Here is a 17,629-nt window from a genome sequence, read left to right on the forward strand (position 1 = left end):
CGTCATTGCGAGCGTAGCGAAGCAATCCTTCAGCCGCGCGGCGACTCCATTGTTGGTTCGCGCCCCTACTCGCTGCTCCCCAGCGCCTCCCCGCCCACCAGCACGAATCCCCGGCTGCGGCCGTCATTGCCGGCGTCGATGGTGTTCATCGCGGCATAGAGCTCGGCGGCGGCGATCCACACGGGCGGATATTTGTAGCGCGCCACATCGAGCACGAGAAAGCGGTCTGTCTTGCCGTCATAAGCGGCGAGCGGCGAAATATGCCCGCCGCGCTGCTGTCCGAGCGCCGAGCGCAGATAATTGACGACGACGTGACGCCGCTTGCGCGACAGATGATCGACCGCGAGCGCGCGGAACTCCTCGAGCGAGGACGCAGCGGCGTGGACCGCGCGCGCCGAAAGGCCGAAGCTCGCAAAGAGCGCGCCGAGCTCGTCCAACGTCATGCCCCTCTGCAGAATGCTGTCGCGACGCACGATCGCCTCGGTGCGGTCGCTGAACACATTCTCCTGCGTGAAGCTCGCCGCATCGACGCCGGCCGCGGCGACCTCGAGGCTGTTGAGCACCATCACCAGCGTCGCGACGCCGCAGAAGGCGCCATTGGTCTGGCTGACGAACTCGGCCGCGAGCGGCCAATAGGCCTCGCGCGCATCGGCTTCGAGGAGCCATTCGCGCCCCTGCGCGCTGCGCAGATCGACGAGATTTTCCGCGAGCGGCAGCCGTTCCGCCCGCGCCGCGGAGACGGCGAGAGCGAGAGTGAAGGCGACGCGCGCGAGCAGTGCAACAAATGAGCGGCGGGGGATCGTCATCATCGTCTCGGAGCTGCGCAGGCTTAGCTGCGGCGCAAGGCCTCGCTACAGAACAGAGTAGAACCGCCGGGCTCGGCGCGCAATCGCCGTCGAAATCCGCGCTCGTCGAGGCGCAGCGCTACGCATCCCCGACCATCCGACCCGCAGCAGTGGCGTTGCGTTCGACGAATGTGGCATATTCCATCACGATCCGGCGCTCGACGCGCGCTTTCCGATATATCTTCGGCGCGCCGCTCGAAGCGTAATGTCGCGCCCTCTACATAGACAGGGAGACTTCTCATGTCGGGACCCGCTCTCTTCGAGCCGATCCGCGTTCGCGATCTTACACTCGTCAATCGCATCGTGATCGCTCCCATGTGCCAATATTCGGCCGAGAACGGCTGCATGAACGATTGGCACCTCATTCATCTCGGCCATCTCGCGCATTCCGGCGCGGCGCTGCTGACGATCGAGGCGACCGCAGTCACGCCCGAGGGCCGCATCACTTACGGCGACGTCGGGCTGTGGAACGACGAAACGGAATCGGCGATGCGCCGCATTTTGGACGGCGTGCGGCGCTGGTCCGACATGCCGATCGCGATCCAGCTCGCCCATGCGGGCCGCAAGGCTTCGACCGAAGTCCCCTGGCAGGGCGGCGCGCAGCTCGCCCCCGATCACCCGCACGGCTGGCGGACCGAGGCGCCCTCCCCCATTCCCCATGCGCCCGACGAGGCGGCTCCGCAGGCGCTCGACAAAGACGGGCTGCGCCGCATTCGCGACGCCTTCGCGAGCGCGGCGACTCGCGCGGCGCGGCTCGGGATCGAGCTCATCCAGCTGCATGCGGCGCATGGCTATCTGATGCACCAATTCCTCTCGCCACTCTCCAATCGGCGCGACGACGAGTATGGCGGCTCGCCGGAAAACCGCATGCGCTTTCCGCTCGAGGTGTTCGACGCCGTTCGCTCGGCCTTTCCCGCCGACAAGCCGGTGTCCGTGCGCGTCTCGGGAACGGATTGGGTCGAGGGCGGCTGGACGATAGACGAGACCGTCGCTTTCGCGAAAGCGCTGGCGGCGCGCGGCTGCGACGCCATTCACGTGTCGAGCGGTGGCTTGCATCCGGCGCAGGCGATTCCCGTCGGGCCGAGCTATCAGGTTCCGCTCGCCCGCGCCGTCAAGAGCGCGGTCGATATTCCGGTGATCGCCGTCGGGCTCATCACCGGCTTCGAGCAGGCGGAGGCGATCGTCGCGACCGGCGACGCCGACATGATCGCGATCGCGCGCACCATTCTCTATGATCCGCGCTGGCCCTGGCATGCGGCGGCGGCGCTCGGCGCGCGCGTGCGCGCGCCCCGGCAATATCTGCGGTCGCAGCCGCATCAATTCCGGTCTTTGTTCGACCTTCCTTGATCCGGCGGCCGGCGGCGAGGCTCATCGTTCCGCCGCCGCCACATGGCGCTTCACCGCCAGAAAGCTGTCGGGCGTCACCGACACGGAATCGATGCCGCATTCGACCAGGAATTCGGCGAATTCCGGATGATCGCTCGGCGCCTGCCCGCACAGGCCGACCTTGGCGCCGGCCTCGCGCGCGCTCGCGATCACCGTGCGGATCATCCATTTCACCGCCTCGTCCTGCTCATCGAACAATTGCGCGAGCTCGGCCGAATCGCGGTCGACGCCGAGCGTCAGCTGCGTGAGGTCGTTGCTGCCGATGGAGAAGCCGTCGAAACGTTCGGCGAAGGCCTTCGCCAGAATGACATTGGACGGAATCTCGCACATCACATAGACCTGCAAGCCATTCTCGCCGCGCTTCAGCCCATTGGCCGCCATCGTCTCCAGCACGCGGTCCGCCTCCTTCGGCGAGCGGCAGAAGGGGATCATCACGACGACATTGGCAAAGCCCATCTCCTCGCGCAGCCGGCGGATGGCGCGGCATTCGAGCGCGAAACCGTCACGATAGCGCGGCGAATAATAGCGCGAGGCGCCGCGAAATCCGATCATCGGATTTTCTTCTTTCGGCTCGAACTGCGCGCCGCCGATCAATTGGGCGTATTCATTGGTCTTGAAATCGCTCATGCGCACAATGACCGGCCGCGGATGGAATGCCGCCGCGATGCGTCCGAGCGCGCGCGACAGACGGTCGACGAAATATTCCGTCTTGTCGTCATAGCCGATCGTCGCCTCGGCGATCTTACGCTTGGCCTCCTCGTCCTTAAGGCTGTCGAAGCCAACGAGCGCCATCGGGTGAATCTTGATGTCGTTATTGACGACGAACTCCATGCGCGCGAGGCCGACGCCATCGGCTGGAAGACGCCACCAGCGAAAGGCCGCCGCCGGATCGGCGAGATTGAGCATCACCTTCACGCGTGTTTCCGGAACAGCGGAGAGGTCGAGCTCCTCGGCTTCGAAATCGGCGACGCCTTCATAGACGAATCCTGTGTCGCCCTCGGCGCAGGAGAGAGTGACGGTCTGCTGGTCGTGCAGCAGGCGCGTCGCGTCGCTCGCGCCGACGATCGCCGGCAATCCCAATTCGCGGCTGACGATGGCCGCATGCGAGGTGCGGCCGCCATGCTCGGTGACGATGGCGGCGGCGCGTTTCATGATCGGCGCCCAATCGGGATCGGTGGTGCGCGTCACCAATATCGCGCCATCGACGAAACGGCCGATGTCGCGCACATCCTCGATCACGCAAATCTCGCCGGACGTCACGGCGTCGCCGATCGCGAGGCCCGAGCAGATCATCCGGCCCTTGCGACGAATGTGATAGGTCGCGAGCGCGCTCGCGCCGCGGCGCGACTGCACCGTTTCTGGGCGCGCCTGCACGATGTAGAGCAAGCCGGTCTCGCCGTCCTTGGCCCATTCCATATCCATCGGCCGGCCGTAATGCTCCTCGATGAGACGCGCCCAGCGCGCGAGCTCGAGAATTTCCGCGTCGGCGAGGACGAAAGCGGCGCGCTCGGCTTTCGAGGTCGGAACGACGCGCGTCGGCTTGTCGCCGTCCTGCGCATAGATCATCTTGATCGTCTTGGCGCCGCGCTTCTTCTCGATGATCGGCGTCAGCGCGGCGTCGGAGAGGAAGGGCTTGAACACGACATATTCGTCCGGATCGACGGCGCCCTGCACGACCGTCTCGCCGAGCCCGAAGGCGGCGTCGATCAGCACGACCTTGTCGAAGCCGGTCTCGGTGTCGAGCGAGAACATCACGCCCGCCCCGCCGATGTCCGAGCGCACCATGAGCTGCACGCCGACCGACAGCGCGACCTTCATATGGTCGAAGCCCTGCGCCTTGCGATAGGCGATGGCGCGGTCGGTGAACAGCGAGGCGTAGCAGCGCCGGCAGGCGTCGAGCAGCGCGCGCTCGCCGCGAATATTGAGATAGGTCTCCTGCTGCCCGGCGAAGCTCGCATTCGGCAAATCCTCGGCGGTAGCGCTCGACCGCACGGCGACGTCCGGCTCCGCCGCGCCGACGCGCCGGCCGAGCTCGCGATAGGCCTCGACGATCGCGCTCGCCATCTCGGGCGACCAGCGGCCGCGCAGAATGGCGCCGCGAATGGTCGCGCCCGCCTCGGCGAGCGCGACGCGCCCGTCCTCGAGCTCGGCCAGAGTCGCGGCGATGCATTTGGTGAGATCATTGCTCGAGAGGAAGCGCCGAAAAGCGTCCGCCGTGGTGGCGAAGCCGGGCGGCGTCCGCACGCCTCTGCTCGTGAGATGAATGATCATCTCGCCGAGCGAGGCGTTCTTGCCGCCGACGCTCGCCACGTCCTCGCGCGTCACCTGCTCGAGCCAGACGACATTGGCTGCGGCGTCGGTCATTCGCTCCTCCCTCGGCGGTCTCGCGGCGAGCGAATGCGCGGCTTCGCTCGGCCATTCATCCCTGCAACATGGGAGCGGCGCCCGCCCGAGGCAACGCCGACGCGACGCCGTGGCGGAAAATGCGAGGAAAGAGTCTCGGTCCGAACGCGAGCCTCGAAGGCTGCGCGGACACGCCCGAGGGGAGCGTGTCCGTCGTAAGTCTCGCCGCTCAGAACTCCGCGCGGATCGAGGCGAGGAAGGTGCGCGGCGCGCCGGGCATGATGATGCCGCGGCTCTGCGAGTTCACATAATAGACGGAGTCGAACAGGTTCTTCACATTGAGCTGCACGGTCACATTCTTCGTCCAGGGCAACTCCGGCGGCTGGAAGGAATAGGCGATCATCGCATTGGCGCTCGCATAGGCCGGCAGCTGGAAGGTATTGGCGTTGTCGCCCTGCCGCTCGCCGACCACATTGAGGCCGCCGCCGAGACTGAGCCCTTTGAACTCTCCATCGGCGTCATATTTCACCCAGATGTTTCCGGAATCGATCGGGGCGTTGATCAATCTGCGCCCGATATTGGCGACATTGGCGTCCTTGGTGATGCGGACGGTGTCATGGCTGTAGTTGCCGATCAGGCTCCAATTGTCGTCGATGCGCCCGGCGATGTCGACTTCGAATCCATTGCTTTCGATCTCGCCGACCGGCGTCTGGTAGGGTGTGAGGCCGACGGTCTGGAGAATGCCCGATTTGGTGATGGCGAAATAGGCCATGCTCGCGGTCAATCTGCCATCCAGCAGCTCCGCCTTCACGCCGCCTTCGAATTGCTCGCCCTTTTGGGGCCGGAAAGGCGGCTGGCCGGGAACGGGAAGGCCGTTCGTCGTGCCGAAGGACTGCGAATAGCTCCCGTAGAAAGACACCCACTCCGTGGGTTGAAGGACGACGCCGACCCGCGGGCTGAACGCCTTGTCGGAGGATCCGAGATAGCCGAAACCAGTGTTCGAATCATATGCCGCCGTCGTCTGCGCATAGGATGAGTTGCCTTCGCCATAGCCGTAGTTCGCCCAGTCGTAGCGTCCGCCGAGCAGCAGATGCACTTTATCGTTCAGGAACGAGATATAGTCCTGCGCATAGACGCCTTTCCAGCTCTGGCGAAACCTCCAATAGAAATTATTCTGCGGCTTCGCATAGGTAGAAAAACTGTAAGTCGGAGCATACATGTTGATCGAGCCGACGCTGTCTACGGGGCCGGACACGCCGGCGTCATTGTCGGCCTCTTTGAAATAGTCGAAGCCGACCAGAATGGAGTGCTGGAAGGGGCCGGTTTCGAATTTACCGTGGAGGTCGAGATTCGTGGCGAGATAATTTCGCTGATTGTCCACATCCCACACGCCGCGCGTGATATCGCCCGTTTTCTCGTCGATATTGTCGAAAGTCGCGACTCTTTGCGCCCAGTCGATCGCCGTATAGCTGAATCGATTGGTCAGGCTCCAATCCTTGTCGAATTCATAGGTCCAGTCGAAGCCGATGAACTTGCGGTCCATGCGGCTCGGATTGGCGGCCGTCACCGCCGGATCCTGAAGATAGCGGCTGATCGGAATGTTGGCGGGCCGGTTTCCGACTGCCGGAATCACATTGTTGTAATCCGAGACGAAGATCTCGTTCTGATATTCCGCGTCGATGTTCAGCCGAAACTGTTCGGTCGGCTGGTAGGTGAGCGTCGGGGCGACGAAGGCGTCCTGATTGAAGACGAAGTCTCGAAAAGAGTCGCTGCGGTCGAACGAGACGTTCATGCGATAGAGCCAGCTCTTGTCGTCGGTCAACGGCCCGGTCGCATCGACGCTCGTGCGCGTCCTCCCCCAGGATCCCGCTTGCTCCTGCACCGAGAAATAGGGATCGGCGAGCGGGCGCTTCACCACCAGATTGACCACGCCGCCAGGCTCGAGCCGACCGAACAGCATCGCCGCCGGCCCTTTGAGCACCTCGATCGACTGCAGATTGGCGGTCTGCAGATGCGTGATGTTCGGCGCTTTCAGATTCTGCCGATAGATGCTGGCGTTGGGCAGCCCGCGGATGGTGAAGCCATCGTAGAAGAGGTTGCCGTTGGGCTGGACGCTGCTGACATTGCCGACGATGCCGTCCTGGACCGAAATGGCCCCCTGGTCGTCGAGCGCCTGCCGGGGCACCACCTGAACGCTGAAAGGCGTCTTCAGAATCGAAATATCGGATTTGCCGGTGACGGACGGTCCGGTGACATTATAGCCGGTGAAGCGGCCGCCGAGCCCGGAGCCGTGCTGGCTGTCGCCCGGCTTATCGGCGTGATTGGTCCGCTTCTTTTCATCGGCTCCGATGTCGATTGTCGGCAGCGCCTCGGCGCCGGCGTCGTTGCGCACCGTATCGGCCTGCGCCAGCACGATCGACACATTGCCTTCGACATCGGCGAAGCGATAGGCGTAGCCCGTGCCGGCGAGCAGTCGATCCAGCCCCTCGCGCAGCTTGTAACGGCCGGAGAGTCCGGGCGAGGTCAGGCGCCGCGTCGCGCGCGCATCATAGAGCAGATGAAAGCCGTTTCTCTCCGCGAAGGCGGTGAGCGCGGTGGACATGGAGCCCGCCGGAATCGCGTAATCCTGCACGGCGTCGGCCATCACATTCTGCGGCGGAATAGCCGCCTCCGCCGGGGCGGATGGCGCTCCGAGAGCAAAAGCGCTCACCGCCATCGCCGCCAGCGTCGAATCCATTCCTCTGCCCTCACGAGACGCCCTTGGCCGCGCCGCATTCCATCCCATGTGTCGATCTCCGTGAATTATCCGCAGGGGCCCCGACGCCCCTGTTTCCTTCCACGTGGAGACCGAAAATTCGGAACCTCGATCGGTGAGAAAAATTTCGAAAAGCCGCTGATCGCGAAATGCGCGCGCCCTCCCGGCCTCACTCGTAGAGGATGACCATCATTTCAGTGAAATGCACCGAGCGCAGGCCGAGAAACAGCTCGATCTCGCGCAAAGCCTGGCGCGGATCGCCGGCGGGGAGCACCGCCGTCACCGGCCGCGCGCAAATCTCTCGCGTCGCGCATTCGACGAAGCCGCGGCGATAGCGGCCGAGCGCTCGGAGCACCTCGCCGAGCGGGCGATCCTCGAAGACGAGGCTGCCGCGCCGCCAGGCGGCGAGGCTGCGCGGCGCCGGCGACGGCTGCGCGGGCGGCGACTGCGCCGCAAAGCTCGTCTGCCGCCCTTCTTCGACGATCACCATCTCGCCCTTGCTGGCGACGGCGACGCTGTGCTCGCCGACAGCCACGCGCGCGCCGCCATCGACGATGTCGACATCGAAAGTCGTGCCGAGATCGGTGACCGTCCCGCCCCCGGCCTCCACCACGAAAGGCCGCGCGGGATCGTTCACCACCTCGAACCAGGCCTCGCCCTCGAGCAGGCTCACGCGCCGCTCACCCTCGGTGAAGCGCAGCGCGATCGCCGAACGCGCGTCGAGCGTGACCGTCGAGCCGTCGCTCAGCGTCACCACGCGCGTCTCGCCGGTTCCGGTCGCGACATTCGCGCGCAGCATGATCGAGAGCGGACCGATCGCGACATAGATTGCGAGGCTGGCCGCGAGCGCGACCGCAGCGCCGGCTACGAGACGTTCGCGGCGCCGCGTCTTTGCCGGCGCCTGCGCCCGCCGGGCGCGCCGCACGCTGCGAACATGGGCGTACGTGCGCTCGATATCGGCATAGGCCGCCGCATGCGCCGGATCGGCCGCGCGCCACGCCTCGAACCGGGCCCGCTCCTCGCGCGAAAAACCCGCCCGCGAGACGACCCACCATTCGATGGCGGCCGCGCGCGCCTCCTGCGCCGGCGAGCGGTCGCGGTCATGCGTCATGGCGACGTCCGTTGCGGCCCCGAAGAGACGGCGCCTCGATCTCATATAGGCTATGACGAAGACGAGCCGAAAGCGGAACCTCGCCGAGGGAAAAAATCACCGACAGCCCCATCAATCGAGCGCCGCGCGGCAGATTTGCATCGCATGGGCGAGATGCTTGCGCACCATGCGGTCGGAAATGCCGAGGCGCCGCGCGATCTCGGCGACGCTCATATCCTCCATGCTGAGCTCGAACACCTCCCGGCAGCGGGGCGGCAGAGCGTCGACCGCGGAATCGAGCAGGCGCGACTTGCGGTCGTGCTCCATGCGCTCCTCGGGCGGCGCCTCGTCGGAAGGCGCGTCGTCGAGCTCCTGTCCCGGACGCAGCAAGGCGGTTTCGGTCTTGCGCTTGCGGGCGAAATCGCGGGCGAGATTGATGGCGATCTTCTGCAGCAGCGCGGGCGGATCGGCGACGGCCTCGAGCTGCCCCCTCCCCAGCACGCGCACAAAGGCGTCCTGCACCAGATCGGGCGCCGCGTCGCGGCCCACCTTGCGGGTGAAATAGCGCAAAATCGCGCGCTGATTGCGCTCGAACAAGTCGCGGGCGAGCGACTTTTTGTCGTCGAACATGGGAGGCTCCAGAGGGAGCGAAAGGAAGGCTGTCCGGTTTCGGGCGCCGCCGCGCAAGGGCGCCGGCGCGCGCTCTCAAGCGAGACGCGGCGGCGCGCGCTGCGACCAGGAGCCGATCCAGCCGGGCGGCGGACCCCGGTCCGCGAACGCAGGCGGCGCGGACCCACGCCCATCCGCCGCCGGAAAAGCCAGGACCGCATTTGGTCCAGCCAGCGCCAGCCAATGGGAAAAGCCATCGAGATGGCCGGCCCGGCAGGGGACACAGCACTCGCAAGCCGAACCGTGCTCGGGCGTGGGCCAGCCGCCGTCGCGAGCGGCGCAGACTCCAGCGTCCGTGGAGGAGTGGCCTGCGCCCGGCGAAGCGGCGCCGAACGCCAGTCCCTGCAGCAGGAGGCCCCATGCGAAAAGCCCCGCGATCAAGACGCGAGCGAGTCTTTCCGGCAGTGGCGCGAGCCTGTCCATGATGACAACGAACGCTGCGGCCGAGCCCGAGTCAAGCACGGCGCATTGAAAGCTTGATGAAAGCCTCGCCCTGTTGCAGCTTCGCCACAGCGCGGATGGTCGTCCCTTTTGGTTGCGGGCGTTATCGACGTCGCGGCCGAGGAGGACGAGACTATTCTCGTCCTCCGCTCGAGCGCCTGCGATCAAGGTCCTGTTGCAGAACCGCCACAGGGTCAGAGCGCGAAGCGTCCGGCCAGCACCTCCTCGAGCGCGGCGGTCTCGCTCATCAGCCGCGCCGCCGCGCGCAGCAGCGGGGCGGCCAGCGCGCCGCCGCTGCCCTCGCCGAGCCGCATGGAGAGATCGAGCAGCGGGCGCGCGCCAATCGCCGCCATCATGCCGGCATGGCCGCGCTCGGCCGAGACATGGGCGAAGATCAACCGCTCGGACAGTCCCGGCGACAGCCGCAGCGCCGCGAGCGCGGCGGCGCTGGAGATGAAGCCGTCGACCACCATCGCCTTGCCCGCCGCCGCTCCGCCGAGGAAGGCGCCCGCCATCATGGCGATCTCCAGCCCGCCGAACTCCCCGAGCACCGCCAAAGGCTCGGTCGCGCTCGTCCGCGCCGCCGCGCGCTCCAGCGCCGCATATTTACGCGCGAGACCCTCGCTGTCATGGCCGGCTCCGGCGCCGACGCAATCGGCGAGAGGCGCCGGAGCGAGACGATGCATGATCAGCGCCGCCGCAGCGCTGTTGCCGATGCCCATCTCGCCGATCACCAGCGCCTCGGCGCCCGAGGCCGCCGCAATCTCGGAGCCGCGAATGAGCGCCGCCTCGACCTCGGCCTCGGTCAGCGCCGGCTCGACCGCGGCGTTGCGCGAGCCGCGCCGGATCTTGGCGTCGATAAGGCCCGCATGGGCGGGAAGATCGGCGTCCACCCCGGCGTCGACGACCACCACCTCGACCCCGCAGGCGGCGGCCAGCGCATTGACGCTGGCGCGGCCGGCGAGGAAAGTCGCCGTCATCGCCGTGGTGACGGCGGAGGGATAAGCGGAGACGCCCTCGGCCGTGAGTCCATGGTCGCCGGCGAAGACGAATGCCGTCACGCGCTCGATCCGCGGCTTCTCGGTTCCCTGGATCAGCGCCAGCTGTAAGGCGAGGTCCTCGAGCCGGCCGAGCGAGCCCGGCGGCTTGGCGAGGCCGTCGAGCCGCGCGCGCAGGCGCGCCGCGAAAGCGGGATCGAAGGGGGGCAGGACGGGAGGTTGATAGGTCAAAGGCCGGCGATCCTTGCGATGGCGTCGATATCGAGGCTGCGCCGCAGCGTCTCGGCGAGCTGGTCGAGAGCGGCCTCCACCGCCTCGCCATGATCGCCGCCGGCGGAGGCGCCGCCGAAGCGGGCGAGCAGAGCGGCGCGCGCGGCGCCCTGGTCGAAGAGGCCGTGGATATAGGCGCCGGCGATGCGGCCGTCGGCGCTGACCGCGCCCTCGGCGGCGCCGTCGGCGCGCCGCAGCAACGGCCGGCCGAGCGCGGCGCCGACAGTGACGCCCGCATGTATCTCATAGCCCGCGAAGGCCGCCCCGCCGTCGGCGAGCGCGCCGCTCACCGGCCGCACGGTCTTCTCGCGCGCGAGCACGGTGTCGAGGTCGAGAAGGCCGAGGCCCGCGGCCTCGCCGGCCGGCCCCTCGAGGCCATGGGGATCGGCGATGCGGCGCCCGAGCATCTGAAAGCCGCCGCAGAGGCCGAGCACGCCGCCACCCCTGCGGACATGGGCCGCTATGTCGATGTCCCAGCCCTGCGCGCGCAGAAAGGCGAGATCGGCGATGGTCGCCTTGGTTCCGGGCAGGATCAGCAGATCGACGTCGCCGGGCAGCGGACGGCCCGGCTCGACGAAGCCGAAGGCGACGCCGGGCTCGGCCCGCAGCGGATCGAGATCGTCGAAATTGGCGATGTGCGGAAAGAGCAGAGCGGCGACGCGCAGCTTGCGCCCCGCGCCGGCCGGCGCACGGTCCAGCGCCACCGCGTCCTCGGCCGGCAGCAGCCGCGCCGCCGGCGCGAAAGGGACCATGCCGAGATCGCGCCAGCCGGTGCGCGCGACGATCTCGCGACGCCCTGCGTCGAAGAGCCGTGGATCGCCGCGGAACTTGTTGACGATGAAACCCTCGATGCGGCCGCGGTCGGCGTCGTCCAGCACCGCATGGGCTCCGACCAGCGCCGCGATCACATGGCCGCGCTCGATATCGCCGACGAGCACGACCGGGAGGTCGGCTGCATGGGCGAAGCCCATATTGGCGATGTCCCCGGCGCGAAGATTGGTCTCGGCCGGGCTGCCCGCGCCCTCGACCAGCACCAGATCCGCCTCGGCCGCGAGCCGGCGAAAACTGTCGAGCGCCAGATCCAGCAGCGCCGCCCGTCGGACAAGAAAATCCTGCGCCTGCAGCTCGCCGGCCACGCGCCCGCGCAGGATCAGCTGCGCGCCGATATCGCTCTGCGGCTTCAGCAGCACCGGATTCATATGGACGGTCGGCTCCGTGCGGCAGGCGCGCGCCTGCAGCGCCTGGGCGCGGCCGATCTCGCCGCCGCCGCGCGTCGCCGCGGCGTTGTTGCTCATATTCTGCGATTTGAACGGCCGCACCACGAGGCCGCGGTCGGCGAACACGCGGCACAGGCCCGCGACGAGGGTCGATTTGCCCACGTCCGAGCCGCAACCCTGCACCATCAGCGCCGCCGCCATGCCGCCCCCGCCGCCAGCAGCCACAACAGGCCACAAGCTCCGACATAAACGCCCATGCCGCGGCGAAGGTCGCGCGCGTCCGGCGCCCGCCCCTCGCCGAACAGCGGCCGCTCCACCCGCACGCCGTCATAAGAGGCGGCCCCGCCCAGCCTCACCCCGAGCGCGCCCGCCATCGCCGCCTCCGGCCAGCCGGCGTTGGGGGAGGCGTGCTTGCGCGCGTCGCGCAGCATCGTCCTCCAGCCGCCGCCGCCGGCGAGCGCGATCAGAGCTCCGGCGAGCCGCGCGGGGACCAGATTCATCGCATCATCGGCGCGGGCGGAGGCCCAGCCGAAGCTGCGCCAGCGCGGCTCCTTATGGCCGATCAGGCTGTCGGCGGTGTTCACGGCCTTATAGGCGAAGAGTCCCGGCAGGCCGCCGACCGCCAGCCAGAAGGCCGGCGCGACCACCCCGTCATTGAAGCTCTCGGCGAGGCTCTCCAGCGCCGCGGCGGCGACGCCCTCGGCGTCCAGCCCTTCGACGTCGCGCCCGACGATGCGGCCGACGGCGAGCCGAGCCTCTGCGAGATCGCCGGCCTCGAGCTGCCGGCGCACGGCGGCGACATGATCATGCAGGCTGCGCTGCGCGAGGCCCGTGGTCGCCAGCAAGGCCAGCGCGCCCTGCCCCAGCGGCCCGCGTCCCGCCGCCCGCGTCGCCAGCGCGCCGGCGACCGCAGCCCCGCCGGCGACGAGCGCAAACGCAGCGACGCCGGAGAGCCGCCGCGCGGCCTCGCTGCGCTCGGGCCGGTTCCAGCGGCGCTCCAGCGCCGAGATGGCCGCGCCGACATGGGCGACCGGATGGGGAATGCGCCGATGCAGCCGGTCGGGATAGCCGACCGTCGCCTCGAGCACGAGCGCCGCGAGCGCGAGCCGGCTCATGCGCTTCCCTCCAGCGCGGCGCGCAGCCGCTCGAGCTCCCGCTCCCGCGGCAGGCCGAAGCGCAGCCAGCGCGGCCGCAGCTCGAACGGACGCGTGAGCACGCCCGCCGCCGCCAGACGGCCGAAACGCTCGCCGGCGTCCTCCGCCTCGGCGAGACGGAACAGAGGCGTTCCGCCGATCACCCGCAGCCCTGAGCGCGTCAGCAACAGGTCCAGAGCATCGGCGCGCGCACAAAGGCGCGCGCGGGCGCGACGGCGCCACTCGACATCCGGATAGGCGGCGAGGCCTGCCGCGATGGCGTCGGCGCCGACCGGCCATTCGCCGATCGCCCGCCGCAACCGCTGCGCCATCTGCGGCGGCGCGAGCGCAAAGCCGAGGCGCAGGCCGGCGAGGCCGTAGAACTTGCCGAAGGAACGCAACGCCAGAATGCGCTCATGGCCCGCCGCCGCCACGCTCGGCCGGTCCCACATATCAGCGAAGCTCTCGTCGACGATCAGCCAGCCGCGCCCGCCCAGCCGATCGGCAATGTCGAGGAGGTCGGCGCGCTCCCACATCCGCCCGTCCGGGTTGTTGGGATCGACGAGGACCACCGCTTCGGCCTCCTCCTCGCGCTCCACCAGCCGCGCGCCGGCCTCGGTCCAGGCCTCGCCATGGCTCGCATAGGTCGGCCCAGGCGCGAAGGCGGTCTTCGCGCCGAGGAGATGCGGCAGCAGGCGCAGCCCCGCCTCGGCGCCCGGAAGCGCGACGACCCGCTGCGGATCATCGACGCCGAAGGCGGCGCCGGCGGCGGCCTCCAGCGCGGCGATCTCCTCGGGGAAAGGCAGGCGCGCGCGGGCGGCGCAGCGCGCAGGCGGGGCCGGATAGGGATCGGGATTGACGCCGGTGGAGAGGTCGATCCACGGCCGCGGCGCCTGCGGCCACGCCAGCTCCGCGCCGGCCAGCCGGCCGCCGTGAAAGGTGAAGCCGTTCATCGCGCCGAGCGTGGTCGAGACGGTCATGGCGCGCCCCTCCTGCGGCGGACCGGGGCGCGAACAGGCGGGCGCGAGCGCACGCGCCCCGCCATGAGGCGCGCCCCGCGCCCATGGCGAAAGAAGACGACTGGCAGGTCTCCTGGCTCGCGGGTCGTCGCGATGCTCCGTCGCCTTCCCGGGGGCGCTTTCGAAACGCCGCCCAGTGGCCTATGACGGAAACGCTGGCCGCTCACAGTTGCGGGGGCAGCCCGGGTTTCACCCGAGTTCCCTTTTCATCCCCTGGCGGGGAACCTGTCGTGAGCGCCGATATATCAGCGCGCTTCGAAATTCGTCAACGCGGAGCCAGAGCCCTGTGACCTCGACTCTCATCCTCGGCGGCGCCCGCTCCGGCAAGAGCGCCCATGCGCTGCGGCTCGCCGAGGCCAGCGGACGCCGGCCGGCGATGATCGCGACGGCGCAGGCGCTCGACGCGGAAATGGCCGAGCGGATCGCCCGCCACCGGGCCGAGCGCGGCGCGCGCTGGCGCACGCTCGAAGCGCCGCTCGACCTTCCCGCCGCGCTCGCGCAGATCGCGGCGGAGGAGATCGCGGTGATCGACTGCCTGACCTTGTGGGTCTCCAATCTGATGCTCGCCGAACGCGACGTCGCACGCGAGACGGCGCATCTCCTCGAAGCGATGCGGGAGAAGGAGCTGCTGCTGGTCGCCAATGAGGTCGGCCTCGGCATCGTGCCCGAAAATGCGCTGGCGCGCCGCTTCCGCGACGAGGCCGGCCGGGTCAATCAGCGGGTGGCCGCGGCGGCGGATCATGTGGTCTTCATCGCCGCCGGCCTGCCACTGACGCTGAAGGCGCCGACCATATCCTGAGAGGAAGTCGCGTGACGGCCCTTGCCAAGGATTCGGCGGTTTGGCATATGTGGCCTGCCCCGACAGGCGCAAGACGCCCGAATCGGCGCAGCGGAGACGTGGCCGAGAGGCTGAAGGCGGCGGTTTGCTAAACCGTTATAGGGTTGTAAAGCCCTATCGAGGGTTCGAATCCCTCCGTCTCCGCCAAATAACGCGATTTTTCCTGATGTTACGGGACGTGATGTCCAGCGTCCGCGCCATCCCCGGGCGACGACGCGTCGACTCTTCAGCTTTGGAGATTGGCGACCCCAGTAGGATTCGAACCTACGACCTACTGCTTCGAAGGCAGGAAACAGGGCCGGACAGGGCGAGACAAAAGCAGACGCTCTAACCGGATTTTCCCTATATGTTGCTTGCGATTTGTCGGCATGTCCCGTAATGTCTAAGCCATTGGGTAACGACCCGAGACGCCCTCGTTTTGTTACCCGGCCGATACCCCGAGGGGCGACCGATGGCAAAGACGCTCACCACCGCAGCAATCAAGCAATTGAAGCCGGGCGCCGTGCGGCGAGAAATCCCAGACGGCGACCGCGGCGTTAATGGGCTCTATTTCGTCATTCAGCCGTCGGGCGCACGTTCCTGGGCTTTCCGCTACCGTTTCCAGGGACAGGCCAGAAAGCTGACGTTTGACGGCTGCAAAGCGAAGAAGGCCGAAGACGCCGCCGAACAACTCACGCTTGCGAGAGAGCTTGCCAAACAGGCGATGGCTACGATTTCGCGTGGCGAAGACCCAGCGACTAAGAAGCAGGAAGCGAAGCGCCAAGCCGCCGCCGCCCGGCCGGCTCACGACCTGATCGAAAACGTCTGCGTCTCCTACATCGATCGGCAAGCGAAGCCGAACACGCGCGAGGCGTCATGGCGCGAGGTCGAGCGCATCCTGAACAAGGAAATCGTCCCGGCCTGGCGCGGCCGGCGCCTCGGCGACATCACACGCGGCGACATTCACGAGCTTCTCGACAAGATCAAAGATCGCCCGGCTCCGATCCTTGCGAACCGCACGCTCGCGGCCTTCCGCCGCGTCTGCAACTGGGCGATCGGCCGCGGGATAATCGAGGCCTCCCCCTGCGACCGCGTGAAGGCGCCAGTCGCCGAGACGAGCCGAGACCGTGTGCTGTCCGATAACGAGCTGCGGCTTACCTGGGGCGCGTTCGACGGCGCCGGCTGGCCGTTCGGCCCGATCGGGAAGCTTCTCCTCCTCACGGGCGCCCGGCGTGACGAGGTTGCGCATATGACCTGGAGCGAAGTCGACCTCGCCGGCAAGCTCTGGACGATTCCGAAGGAGCGGGCGAAGAACGGCGCCGCTCATGAAGTCCCGCTCTCCGCCACCGCCGTCGCGATCTTGAAGGGCCTTCCCAAGATCGAAGGCGGCAAGGACGCGCCGGGATACATCTTCACCACCACGGGCAAGACGCCCGTGTCGGGCTTCAGCAAGGCGAAAGACCAGTTCGACGCCGCTATTCTCGAGGCGATGCAGGCCGCTGCGGCCGATCCTGAGACAGTGAAGGCGCCCGAGCGCTGGACGCTTCACGACCTGCGCCGGACCTGCGCCAGCGGCATGGCCGGGCTCGGTATCGCGCCGCACGTCGTCGAGGCCGTGCTCAACCATCGCAGCGGAACCATCAAGGGCGTCGCTGCGGTCTACAACCGCTACAGCTACTCGGCGGAAAAGCGGGCGGCGCTGGACGCTTGGGCGCGGCGGCTCGACGCGATCGTGACCGGGCGCGCGGCGGCGAACGTCGTCGAGCTGAAGAAGAAGGGGCGGCGATGACGGAAGCGACGGGAATCAGTGGCTATGACGCGACAACAGACGAGCGTCGGCGCGCCCTTCTTCGCTCGCTCGGCGATAGTTTCGTCGCAAACGGCTTTGAGAGGCCGAACGAGCACGACCTGCACGCAATCTGGGCGCGGGGCCGCCTCATTCACAGCAACCCGCGGTTTTTGACACAGGACACCGGCGGACTCGGGCGCGAGAATACTCGCAAGCCCGTGGAAAAATTCTTGGCAGCGATGTTAAAAGCGCAAGAAGCTTTCGATTAGTGTCTTGCTGTTGCTAAATTAGAATCTCCACCTGGACATTTCAACGTCGCACAAGAACTAATTGAACAAGCAGATATTTATGAGATTGATGATATAAAATCTTTGACATACCGAGTTCTACAAAAAGGTATCACGCCAAAGAAGCGCGAGCCGTTTCACGCTTACGACGCATTCATCGCGCTCATTTGGAACGCTTGTAATCCGACGCCGTGCGGTCGGGCTCCATTCGTAAAGCTGCTCTTGGATTGTGAGGAAACTCTGCCGAAGTCCTATCGAGGCTTAACGAAGGAGAATGTCGGAGATCGCTACGACGCGTGGGTCAAGCGCAAGCCAGCGCGCCGGGCGGCGCATGAGCGCTTTATGCGAGAGCTGCCGCAGCCTCTGAGTCTCGAAGAATTTATCGAGGCCTCACGGCCATATCTCGAGCCGCCGCCACGGCCGGCGAGCTCGCGGAGACGCGGGCACCATGGTCCGCCATCCAAGGCCAATGCGAAACGTGCATAAAGCATTGCTCTAACACATGGAAAATGTCGACGAACTTTCCGACCTTTTCCACTTCTGATTGAGGCCGATCCGCCTCCATCCTCG

General features: G+C 67.4%; 13 protein-coding genes, 1 tRNA gene and 1 riboswitch. Of the genes, 5 read left to right on the forward strand and 9 right to left on the reverse strand.

What is annotated here, in order from left to right; all coding sequences use genetic code 11:
• Positions 1–65: 65 nt before the first annotated feature.
• A complete protein-coding gene (locus CQW49_RS02415; RefSeq protein ID WP_197507771.1) occupies positions 66–809 on the reverse strand; it encodes a phytochelatin synthase family protein in 744 nt (247 codons plus the stop codon).
• A gap of 276 nt (positions 810–1,085) precedes the next feature.
• Between CQW49_RS02415 and CQW49_RS02420 the strand changes: the two genes are divergently transcribed.
• Entirely contained in the window at positions 1,086–2,192 is a 1,107-nt protein-coding gene (locus tag CQW49_RS02420; protein WP_003609730.1) for an NADH:flavin oxidoreductase/NADH oxidase, read from the forward strand.
• A 21-nt stretch (positions 2,193–2,213) separates the two neighbouring features.
• Here the strand turns inward: CQW49_RS02420 and ppsA are convergent, their stop codons facing one another.
• From ppsA to CQW49_RS02460, 8 genes are all read right to left on the reverse strand, one after another.
• Positions 2,214–4,595: a phosphoenolpyruvate synthase gene (ppsA, locus tag CQW49_RS02425; RefSeq protein WP_003609729.1), complete on the reverse strand. Its 2,382-nt coding sequence runs from the start codon at positions 4,593–4,595 to the stop codon at positions 2,214–2,216.
• 208 nt (positions 4,596–4,803) lie between these two features.
• The gene (locus CQW49_RS02430; protein ID WP_003609728.1) at positions 4,804–7,311 is read right to left on the reverse strand and encodes a TonB-dependent siderophore receptor; all 2,508 of its coding nucleotides are present in this window, start codon (positions 7,309–7,311) and stop codon (positions 4,804–4,806) included.
• Between the two features lie 187 nt (positions 7,312–7,498).
• Positions 7,499–8,440 (reverse strand): FecR family protein, encoded by a 942-nt coding sequence (locus CQW49_RS02435; RefSeq protein WP_003609727.1) that lies wholly within the window; start codon positions 8,438–8,440, stop codon positions 7,499–7,501.
• A gap of 111 nt (positions 8,441–8,551) precedes the next feature.
• Positions 8,552–9,049: an RNA polymerase sigma factor gene (locus CQW49_RS02440; RefSeq protein WP_003609726.1), complete on the reverse strand. Its 498-nt coding sequence runs from the start codon at positions 9,047–9,049 to the stop codon at positions 8,552–8,554.
• Positions 9,050–9,723: 674 nt separating this feature from the next.
• Positions 9,724–10,758 carry a nicotinate-nucleotide--dimethylbenzimidazole phosphoribosyltransferase gene (gene cobT / locus CQW49_RS02445; protein ID WP_003609725.1) on the reverse strand — a complete coding sequence of 345 codons (1,035 nt, stop codon included), beginning with the start codon at positions 10,756–10,758 and terminating at the stop codon, positions 9,724–9,726.
• Positions 10,755–12,215, reverse strand: coding sequence for a cobyric acid synthase (locus CQW49_RS02450; protein ID WP_003609724.1), 1,461 nt, complete (start codon positions 12,213–12,215; stop codon positions 10,755–10,757). Before CQW49_RS02450 ends, cobT begins: the two co-directional genes overlap by 4 nt.
• Positions 12,200–13,129, reverse strand: coding sequence for an adenosylcobinamide-phosphate synthase CbiB (gene cbiB, locus CQW49_RS02455; RefSeq protein ID WP_003609723.1), 930 nt, complete (start codon positions 13,127–13,129; stop codon positions 12,200–12,202). Before cbiB ends, CQW49_RS02450 begins: the two co-directional genes overlap by 16 nt.
• The gene (locus tag CQW49_RS02460) at positions 13,126–14,127 is read right to left on the reverse strand and encodes an aminotransferase class I/II-fold pyridoxal phosphate-dependent enzyme (RefSeq protein ID WP_003609720.1); all 1,002 of its coding nucleotides are present in this window, start codon (positions 14,125–14,127) and stop codon (positions 13,126–13,128) included. The genes cbiB and CQW49_RS02460 overlap by 4 nt, the downstream gene beginning before the upstream one ends.
• An 85-nt stretch (positions 14,128–14,212) precedes the next feature.
• Positions 14,213–14,410, reverse strand: a riboswitch (cobalamin riboswitch).
• Positions 14,411–14,452: 42 nt separating this feature from the next.
• On the opposite strand from CQW49_RS02460, the gene cobU reads away from it, so the two are divergent.
• From cobU to CQW49_RS02480, 4 genes are all read left to right on the forward strand, one after another.
• The gene (gene cobU / locus CQW49_RS02465; protein WP_003609718.1) at positions 14,453–14,965 is read left to right on the forward strand and encodes a bifunctional adenosylcobinamide kinase/adenosylcobinamide-phosphate guanylyltransferase; all 513 of its coding nucleotides are present in this window, start codon (positions 14,453–14,455) and stop codon (positions 14,963–14,965) included.
• Positions 14,966–15,057: 92 nt separating this feature from the next.
• A tRNA-Ser gene (locus CQW49_RS02470) sits at positions 15,058–15,151 on the forward strand.
• 304 nt (positions 15,152–15,455) lie between these two features.
• Complete coding sequence (locus CQW49_RS02475) at positions 15,456–16,772, forward strand: tyrosine-type recombinase/integrase (RefSeq protein ID WP_003609716.1); 1,317 nt, start codon at positions 15,456–15,458, stop codon at positions 16,770–16,772.
• On the forward strand, positions 16,769–17,041 hold the full coding sequence (locus CQW49_RS02480) for a hypothetical protein (protein ID WP_003609714.1): 273 nt from the start codon (positions 16,769–16,771) through the stop codon (positions 17,039–17,041). The genes CQW49_RS02475 and CQW49_RS02480 overlap by 4 nt, the downstream gene beginning before the upstream one ends.
• Positions 17,042–17,629 lie beyond the last annotated feature (588 nt).

This window comes from Methylosinus trichosporium OB3b (assembly GCF_002752655.1).
Lineage (GTDB): Bacteria > Pseudomonadota > Alphaproteobacteria > Rhizobiales > Beijerinckiaceae > Methylosinus > Methylosinus trichosporium.